At 72.1% G+C, this 9,112-nt stretch carries 7 protein-coding genes; 5 read left to right on the top strand and 2 right to left on the bottom strand.

Features of this window, described 5'->3' with window-relative positions; genetic code table 11:
• The first annotated feature begins 301 nt into the window (after positions 1-301).
• From ACFVUH_RS36945 to ACFVUH_RS36930, 4 genes are all read left to right on the top strand, one after another.
• On the top strand, positions 302-2,923 hold the full coding sequence (locus ACFVUH_RS36945) for an ATP-binding protein (protein WP_387917993.1): 2,622 nt from the start codon (positions 302-304) through the stop codon (positions 2,921-2,923).
• Positions 2,924-2,995: 72 nt separating this feature from the next.
• Positions 2,996-3,676, top strand: a complete 681-nt coding sequence (locus ACFVUH_RS36940) for a response regulator (protein WP_355376066.1) — start codon at positions 2,996-2,998, stop codon at positions 3,674-3,676.
• A gap of 110 nt (positions 3,677-3,786) precedes the next feature.
• Positions 3,787-4,194 (top strand): OB-fold nucleic acid binding domain-containing protein, encoded by a 408-nt coding sequence (locus ACFVUH_RS36935; protein WP_355376063.1) that lies wholly within the window; start codon positions 3,787-3,789, stop codon positions 4,192-4,194.
• Complete coding sequence (locus ACFVUH_RS36930) at positions 4,191-4,955, top strand: DUF3159 domain-containing protein (protein WP_387917991.1); 765 nt, start codon at positions 4,191-4,193, stop codon at positions 4,953-4,955. The genes ACFVUH_RS36935 and ACFVUH_RS36930 overlap by 4 nt, the downstream gene beginning before the upstream one ends.
• An 84-nt stretch (positions 4,956-5,039) precedes the next feature.
• Here ACFVUH_RS36930 and ACFVUH_RS36925 read toward each other — a convergent pair whose 3' ends face one another.
• Positions 5,040-5,711, bottom strand: coding sequence for a TrkA family potassium uptake protein (locus ACFVUH_RS36925; RefSeq protein WP_355376057.1), 672 nt, complete (start codon positions 5,709-5,711; stop codon positions 5,040-5,042).
• Entirely contained in the window at positions 5,711-6,379 is a 669-nt protein-coding gene (locus ACFVUH_RS36920) for a potassium channel family protein (RefSeq protein WP_387917990.1), read from the bottom strand. Before ACFVUH_RS36920 ends, ACFVUH_RS36925 begins: the two co-directional genes overlap by 1 nt.
• A gap of 248 nt (positions 6,380-6,627) precedes the next feature.
• Here ACFVUH_RS36920 and ACFVUH_RS36915 point away from each other — a divergent pair, with 248 nt between their 5' ends.
• Positions 6,628-8,694: an APC family permease gene (locus tag ACFVUH_RS36915; RefSeq protein WP_387917988.1), complete on the top strand. Its 2,067-nt coding sequence runs from the start codon at positions 6,628-6,630 to the stop codon at positions 8,692-8,694.
• Positions 8,695-9,112: the final 418 nt, after the last annotated feature.

The raw sequence follows: 9,112 nt of genomic DNA, 5'->3' as shown, positions 1-9,112 counted from the left end.
CAGGGGGGACCCTGTGGGAGAGTAGGACGCCGCCGAACAATTCTTCTGAGAAGCCCCTGCCGGGGATACCGGCAGGGGCTTTTCGCATTTCCGGGCCGAAATGCGGCCAGGCGGGGCAAGCGGGTGGGTGCGGTGCCGGCCGACGCCGCCGCGGGCCCCGACGGCCCATCAATATGGCGCTAAAACTCCCAGCTCAGCGGCCAGATCGCTGGCAAACCGGCGCCTGCGCCGTAGTCTCGAAGGCGAAGGGAACTGGTGTCCGGGATGGCCGCCAGGCACGGCCGGATCAAGAATGGTGCACATGGGACGCGGCAGGCTGCGGGTCTACCTCGGGGCGGCACCCGGGGTCGGTAAGACGTACGCCATGCTCGCGGAGGCACACCGGCGGTCGGAGCGGGGGACGGACGTCGTGGTGGCGTTCGTCGAGGATCACGGGCGTCGGCACACGGCCGAGCAGGTCACGGGTCTCGAGGTGGTGCCGCGACAGGAGCTGACGCACCGCGGGGCCGTGTTCACGGAGATGAACCTGGACGCGGTCCTGACGCGCCGGCCGCAGGTGGCGCTGGTGGACGAGCTGGCGCACACCAACGTGCCGGGGTGCCGCAACGAGAAGCGGTGGCAGGACGTCGAGGAGCTGCTCGCGGCCGGGATCGACGTCATCTCGACGGTGAACATCCAGCACTTGGAGTCGCTCGGCGACGTGGTCGAGGGCATCACGGGGATACGGCAGCGGGAGACGGTGCCGGACGAAGTGGTCCGCCGGGCCGACCAGATCGAACTCGTCGACATGTCGCCGCAGGCGCTGCGGCGCCGGCTGGCGCACGGCAACGTGTACGCGCCGGAGAAGATCGACGCGGCGCTCGCCAACTACTTCCGGCCGGGGAACCTGACGGCGCTGCGCGAGCTGGCGCTGCTGTGGACGGCCGACCGGGTCGACGAGTACCTGCAGAAGTACCGGGCCGAGCAGGGCATCAAGGGGACCTGGCAGGCGCGCGAGCGGATCGTGGTCGGCCTGACGGGCGGGCCGGAGGGCGCGACGCTGATCCGCCGGGCGGCCCGGATAGCCGCCCGCGGCTCGGGCGGTGAGCTGCTGGCGGTGCACATCTCCCGGTCGGACGGGCTGGCCGGCCCGGGCTCGGGGTCGTCGCAGACGCTGATCGAGCAACGGGCGCTGGTGGAGAGCCTGGGCGGGTCGTACCACGCGGTGCTGGGCGACGACCCGGCCGCGGGGCTGCTGGACTTCGCACGGGGTGTGAACGCGACGCAGATCGTGCTCGGGACCAGTCGGCGGCCGGCCTGGCAGTACGTCTACGGCCCGGGCGTGAGCGGCACGGTGACCCGGGAGTCGGGCGACATCGACGTGCACATCGTCACGCACGAGCACGCCGCGAAGGGACGCGGGCGGGTTCCGACCCGCAAGGTGACCGATCTGGGCCGGACCCGGACGATCGCGGGCTGGCTGATCGGGGTGGCCGGGCCGCCGCTGCTGGCGCTGGTGCTCATCAATGTGCACGGTCTGGGTCTGACCACGGACATGCTGCTCTTCCTGTCGCTGACGGTGTGCGCGGCCCTGGTGGGCGGGCTCTTCCCGGCGATCGCCTCGGCGCTGGTCGGGTCCTCGGCGCTCAACTACTACTTCGCGCCGCCGATCCACACGTTCACGATCTCCGAGCCGCAGAACATCATGGCGGTGGCGATATTCACCGCTGTCGGCATGGCCGTGGCGTCGGTCGTCGACCTGGCGGCCCGGCGCACCCACCAGGCGGCCCGCAGCCAGGCCGAGGCGCAGTCGCTGAGCGCGCTGGCCGGCACGGTGCTGCGCGGGGCGCCGAACGGTGAGGGGGTGCTGACGGCCTTGCTGGAGCAGGTCCGGGAGACCTTCCAGCAGGAGTCGGTGGCGCTGCTGGAGCGGCCCGACCGGGTCGGCGTGTGGCAGGCGGTGGCGACGGCGGGCCCGCGTCCGCCGGAGCGGCCGGAGACGGCCGATGTGGACGTGCCGATCGGGGAGACGCTGGCGCTGGTGCTGCGCGGCCGGGTGCTGCCGGCCGAGGACCGCCGGCTGCTCGGGGCGTTCGCCGCGCAGGCCGCCGTGGTGCTGGAGCGCCGGCGACTGGCGGGGGAGGCGGCGGCCGCCCGGCGGGAGGCCGAGGGGAACCGGATCCGCACCGCTCTGCTGGCGGCCGTCTCGCACGATCTGCGCACGCCGCTCGCCGGGATCAAGGCCTCGGTGAGCTCGCTCCGTTCGGCGGACGTGGAGTGGGACGAGGAGGACGAGGCGGAGCTGCTGGCGGGGATCGAGGCGGGTGCCGACCGGCTCGACCATCTGATCAACAACCTGCTCGACATGAGCCGTTTGCAGACCGGAACGGTCACGCCGCTGATCCAGGAGACCGACCTGGACGAGGTGGTGCCGTTCGCGCTGGGCGGGGTGTCGCCGGAGACGGTCCGGCTGGACGTGCCGGAGACCCTGCCGATGATCCTGGCCGACGGCGGACTGCTGGAGCGGTCGCTGGCCAATCTGATCGAGAACGCCGTCAAGTACAGCCCGGACGGGGTGAAGGTGCTGGTCAAGGCCGATGCGCTGGAGCCGGCGGGCGGGCCGGGCCGGGTGGAGCTGCGGATCGTGGACCGGGGGCCGGGGGTGCCGGAGGACGCCAAGGAGCGGATCTTCGCGCCGTTCCAGCGCTACGGGGACGCGCCGCGAGGTGCCGGGGTGGGGCTCGGGCTCGCGGTGGCGCGCGGCTTCGTCGAGGCGATGGACGGCACGGTGTCCGCCGAGGACACCCCGGGCGGCGGACTGACCATGGTGGTCACCCTGCCCACGGCCGGACGCGTCCCGGAGCCGGGCGGACCGGAGCCCGAGCGACCGGGACCGGACGCGCCCGGGCCCGACGTACCGGAGCTCGCCCCGCCACCCACCTGATCGGTGACACCCCCGACGACCGTTGAACGACCACTTCCGATCCGACCGACAGCCCCGAAAGGCGGAGCCCGTATGACCCGGGTCCTCGTCGTGGACGACGAACCGCAGATCGTCCGCGCGCTGGTGATCAACCTCAAGGCCCGCAAGTACGAGGTCGACGCGGCGCATGACGGCGCGAGCGCCCTGGAGCTCGCCGCCGCCCGCCACCCCGACGTCGTCGTCCTCGACCTCGGTCTGCCCGACATGGACGGGGTCGAGGTGATCAAGGGCCTGCGCGGCTGGACCAGGGTGCCGATCATCGTGCTCTCCGCCCGGCACGCCTCCGACGAGAAGGTCGAGGCGCTGGACGCCGGGGCCGACGACTACGTCACCAAGCCCTTTGGCATGGACGAGCTGCTGGCCCGGATGCGCGCCGCCGTCCGCCGGGCCGAGCCGGTCGCGGGGGAGGACGGTTCGGTGGTGGTCACCGACAGCTTCACCGTGGACCTGGCGGCGAAGAAGGTGAACCGGGACGGCGCCGACATCCGGCTTACCCCGACCGAGTGGCATTTGCTGGAGGTCCTGGTGCGCAACGCGGGCCGGCTGGTCAGCCAGACCCAGTTGCTCCAGGAGGTCTGGGGCCCGGCCTACCGGACCGAGACGAACTATCTGCGGGTCTACCTCGCCCAGCTGCGGCGCAAGCTCGAACGCGACCCCTCGCACCCGCGGCACTTCATCACCGAGCCCGGCATGGGCTACCGCTTCGAGGGGTGAGCGGACGGTACCGGTCCGGCGCGTCGGCAGCCCTCGCGGCGCGCTCGCGCGGAGTCCCCGGCCGGCTTGCGGCCTGCCGCCGGGGCCCCCGGAACCGGTACCCTTCCGGCATGAGTGGTGACAACAGCAGCGAGCCGCCGCAGGGGCGCTTCCGCCGCATGCTCAGCCGGCTGACCTCCTCCACCGAGGAGTTGGAGGCCGAGGAGCTGCGCCAGGAGAGCGCCGCGGAGTCGGGCTGCACGCCGATCGCCAGCTGCGGGGACCGGCAACTGGTCACCGTGGCCGGCACCCTGCGCACCGTGACGCTCCGCCCCCGGGCCGGCGTACCGGCCCTGGAGGCGGAACTCTTCGACGGCACCGAGGCGCTGGACGTGGTCTGGCTCGGACGCCGCTCCATCGCGGGCATCGAGCCCGGGCGCCGTCTGGTGGCCAGCGGCCGGATCGGCCACGCCCGTGGCCGCCGGGTGCTGTTCAACCCCCGCTACGAGCTGCGTCCGGTCGGACACGGGAGCGAATGAGCGTGAGCAACCAGCCCGGCGGCGAGCCCGCCGCCCAGCTCGGCCTGGTGGAGATCGCCCATGACGAGGAGGCGGCCCGGCAGGCGCAGGCCTCCCGGGAGGCCGCCGACACCGTGATGAAGGCGTTCGGCGGGGTCCGCGGCATGGTCGACATGACCCTGCCCGGCCTGGTCTTCATCGTCACCTACAACATCACCCACAAGGTGCCGGCGGCGGCCTGGGCCGCGCTGGGCCTGAGCGCGCTGTTCGTGGTGGCGCGGCTGCTGAAGCGGGAGACCGTCCAGCACGCCTTCAGCGGGGTGTTCGGCGTCGCCATCGGCGCCTGGATCTCGATGAAGACCGGCAAGGCGGAGAACTTCTACCTGCCGGGCCTGCTCTGGAACGTCGGCTACTGCGTGGGCCTGGCCGTCTCGGCGCTGGTCCGCTGGCCGCTGATCGGCATCATGCTCGGCCCGGTGACCGGCGAGATGTTCACCTGGCGCAAGCAGAACCCGGGCCGGCTGGCCGCGTACACCAAGGCCACCTGGGCGTGGGTGCTGATCATGGGCATCAAGCCGATGATCCTCTTCCCGCTGTACTTCACCCACAACGTCAACCTGCTGGGCTGGCTCAAGGTCGCCCTGGGCATCCCGCCGCTGCTGCTGGCGATGTACGTGACCTGGCAGATCCTGCTGAAGGCGCCGCCGCCGATCAAGGCGCAGCTGGACGACGAGCCGGCGCCGGACGAGCACGCCGCCGACGGGTCGGCCGCCGGCCGGTAGCCGACCGCCGGCCGGCAGCAGCAGGACCGGCGAACGGCCGAGGGCCCGCACTCCGAGCGAGTGCGGGCCCTCGACGCTTCTCGGCTACTGGGCGCCGGCCGAGCTGGAGAGCAGGTCCTCCAGCTCCTCCTCGCGCTCCTGGGCGGCCACGAAGAGCAGCTCGTCGCCGCCCTCCAGGGTGTCGTCCTTGCCGGGCACCAGGACCCGGCCCTCGCGCAGGATGGTCACCAGCGCGGTGTCCGGCGGCCACGGCACGTCGCCGACCCGGGTGCCGACCAGCTCGGTGTCCTCGGCGAGGGTCAGCTCGACGAGGTTGGCGTTGCCCTGGCTGAAGCGCATCAGCCGGACCAGGTCGCCGACGCTGACCGCCTCCTCGACCAGGGCGGACATCAGGCGCGGGGTGGAGACGGCCACGTCCACGCCCCAGGACTCGTTGAAGAGCCACTCGTTCTTCGGGTTGTTCACCCGGGCGACCACCCGCGGCACGCCGTACTCGGTCTTCGCGAGCAGCGAGACGACCAGGTTGACCTTGTCGTCACCGGTCGCGGCGATCACCACGTGGCAGCGCTGCAGCGCGGCCTCGTCCAGGGAGGTGATCTCGCAGGCGTCGGCGAGCAGCCACTCCGCCATGGGCACCCGCTCCACGGAGATGGAGTTGGGGTTCTTGTCGATCAGCAGGACCTCGTGGCCGTTCTCCAGCAGCTCGCCCGCGATCGAGCGGCCGACGGCGCCGGCTCCGGCAATGGCGACTCGCATCAGTGACCTTCCTTCCGCGGGCCCTGCGCGAACGCGGCCTCGACCGCCGTCAGGTCGGCCCGGCGCAGCATGACGTGCACCAGGTCGCCCTCCTGCACCACCATCTGGGGCGAGGGCAGCACGCCCTCGCCGAGCCGGGTGACGAACGACACCCGGGCGCCGGACGCCTCCTCCAGCTCGCTCAGCCGGTGGCCGACCCAGTCGGGGTCGTAGGCGACCTCGGCGAGCTGGACGGCGCCGCTCGGGTCCTGCCACAGCGGCTCGGCGCCGCTCGGCAGCAGGCGGCGCAGCATCTGGTCGGCCGTCCAGCGCACGGTGGCGACGGTGGGGATGCCCAGGCGCTGGTAGACCTCGGCGCGCCGGGGGTCGTAGATCCGGGCGGCGACGTTCTCCACGCCGAAGTTCTCCCGGGCCACCCGGGCGGCGATGATGTTGGAGTTGTCACCACTGGAGACGGCGGCGAAGGCGCCCGCCTCCTCGATGCCCGCCTCCCTGAGGGTGTCCTGGTCGAAGCCGACGCCGGTCACCCGGCGGCCGTTGAACCCGGCGCCCAGCCGGCGGAAGGCCGTCGGGTCCTGGTCGACGACGGCCACCGAGTGGCCCTGTTTCTCCAGTGCTCGGGCGAGGGCGGAGCCCACCCGGCCGCAGCCCATGATGACGATGTGCACCGGCGCTACCTCACCCGTCCTGTTGGGGCCATGACCTGCGCAAACACCGTTCGATCTCCGTTTCCCCGCCCCGGTGTCCGGGGTGGGCGTCCTCGTGGGGCTCGGCACGACAACCACAGTGTTGCCCGCCTGCTCGTATCCGACACGCTAGCCGGTCGGCCGAACACAGTCGCGACGAAGGGGGGCCTCAACGGGGGGCGTCCGTGGGACGTCGCTTCGTACTGCCCCTACGATTCCTTACCGTGCCTATGCCGACTGACCTACCGAAACGCATCCTCATCGGGCGTGCGTTGCGCAGCGACAAGCTGGGGGAGACGCTGCTCCCCAAGCGCATCGCGCTGCCCGTCTTCGCCTCGGACGCGCTCTCCTCGGTCGCGTACGCGCCCGAGGAGATCCTGCTGACCCTTTCCCTGGCGGGTGCCTCTGCGATCCACTTCTCGTGGCAGATCGGCGTCGTGGTCGCCATCGTGATGCTCGCGGTGGTGGCCTCGTACCGGCAGAACGTGCACGCCTACCCGAGCGGCGGCGGCGACTACGAGGTCGCCACCGTGAACCACGGCCCGAACTCCGGCCTGGTGGTCGCGAGCGCGCTGATGGTCGACTACATCCTCACCGTGGCGGTCTCGACCACCTCGGGCGTGGCCAACGTGGTGTCGGCGGTGCCGGCGCTGCGCGGGCACGAGCTGACCCTGTCGGTCGTCGTGGTCATCCTGCTGATGGGGATGAACCTGCGCGGCGTGCGGGAGTCCGGTACGGCCTTCGCCGTCCCGACGTACGCCTTCATGGTCGGCGTGCTCGGCATGGTGGTGTACGGCGTGATCCGGCACTTCGGGATGGGGCAGGACATGCCCTCCGAGAGTTCCGGCTTCCACCTGGCGGCGACCCCGGGGAACGAGTCCCTGGCCGGCTTCGCCATGGTGTTCCTGCTGCTCAAGGCGTTCTCCTCGGGCTGTGCGGCGCTGACCGGCGTGGAGGCGATCTCCAACGGCGTGCCGGCGTTCCGCAAGCCGAAGAGCAGGAACGCGGCGACCACGCTGCTGATGATGGCGAGCATCGCCGTCGTGATGTTCATGGGCATCATCTGGCTGGCCCGGCTGACCGGTGTGCAGATGGCCGAGGACCCCGCGCAGCAGCTGGTCGGGGTGCCCGGCGACTACCACCAGAAGACCGCGCTGGCCCAGATCAGCGAGGCGGTGTTCTCGAACTTCACGCCGGGCTTCTACTTCGTCGCCGCCGTCACCGGGCTGATCCTGGTGCTGGCCGCCAACACCGCGTTCAACGGCTTCCCGGTGCTGGGCTCGATCCTGGCCCAGGACCGCTACCTGCCGCGCCAGCTGCACACCCGCGGCGACCGGCTGGCCTTCTCCAACGGCATCATCCTGCTGGCGCTGGCCGCGATCCTGTTCATCATCGCCTTCAACGCGGACCCGACCCGGCTGATCCAGCTGTACATCGTCGGCGTCTTCGTGTCGTTCAACATGAGCCAGTCCGGCATGATCCGGCACTGGACCAGGAACCTGCGCACCGAGACCGACCCGGCCAAGCGCCGCCACATGCAGCGCAGCCGGGCGATCAACACCTTCGGCCTGGTGATGACCATGGCGGTGCTGATCGTCGTGCTCGCCACCAAGATCAGCCACGCCTGGATCGCCATCGCGGCGATGGTGGTGCTGTTCGTGATGATGAAGGCGATCCGCCGCCACTACGACCGGGTCTCCGAGGAACTGGTCGCCGCCGAGGCGCCGGACGACGTGGTGCTGCCCACCCGGGTGCACGCGATCGTGCTGGTCTCCAAGCTGCACAAGCCGGCGCTGCGGGCACTGGCGTACGCGCGGCTCGCGCGGGCGCACACCCTGGAGGCGGTGACCGTGAACGTCGACCCGGCCGACACCGCGGCGCTGCGCCAGGAGTGGGACGAGCGCGGGATCGAGGTGCCGCTCAAGGTGCTGGACTCGCCGTACCGGGAGATCACCGGGCCGGTGCTGGACTACGTGAAGAACCTGCGCCGCAGCAGCCCGCGCGAGGTGGTGTCGGTCTACATCCCCGAGTACGTCGTCGGCCACTGGTACGAGCACCTGCTGCACAACCAGAGCGCGCTGCGGCTCAAGGGCCGGCTGCTGTTCAAGCCGGGGGTGATGGTGACCTCGGTGCCCTGGCAGCTGGAGTCCTCGGAGCGGCGCAAGCCGCAGAAGGCCTGGTCGGCGCCGGGTTCCGTCCGGCGTGGTGAGCCCCGGGCGCCCAAGGCCGTAAAGTCGGAAGTCTCGGCGAAGCCCGCCGGCCCGGCCGACCGCAGCACGAAGGACTCCTCCCAGTGACCCGCAACACCCCCTCTCGTTCCCATGGTTCCTCCGGCAAGGGCGCCCGCAAGGGCGGCGCCTCCGGCCGGCCCGGGCAGGTCGCCCGGCCGCGCTGGGGCAAGCCGTCCCGGCCGGAGGCGACCGACCGCGACGGGTTCACCGCGCGGACGGCGCCGCTCGCGCCGGAGGAGCCCGCACCGCAGCGTGCGGAGGAGCCTTCGCGCCAGGAGCGCAGTGAGCGCGGCGAGCGTGCCGCGCGCCCGGAACGGGCTTCGCGCCCGGAGCGTGCCGCGCGCGGTGAGGCGCGCGAGGGCGGGGAAGGGCAGTCGAAGGGCGGTGGGCCCCCCCCCCCCCCCCCCGCCCCCGGGCCCCCCCCCCCGCCCCCCCCCCCCGCCCCCCCCGCGCCGGCCCGCCCCCCCCGGGGCCCCGAGCGCCC

It is taken from the genome of Kitasatospora sp. NPDC058032 (genome assembly GCF_042885845.1).
GTDB lineage: Bacteria > Actinomycetota > Actinomycetes > Streptomycetales > Streptomycetaceae > Kitasatospora.
Note: the sequence above shows the minus strand (reverse complement) of the source record. Positions and strands in the feature narration are given on the sequence as shown.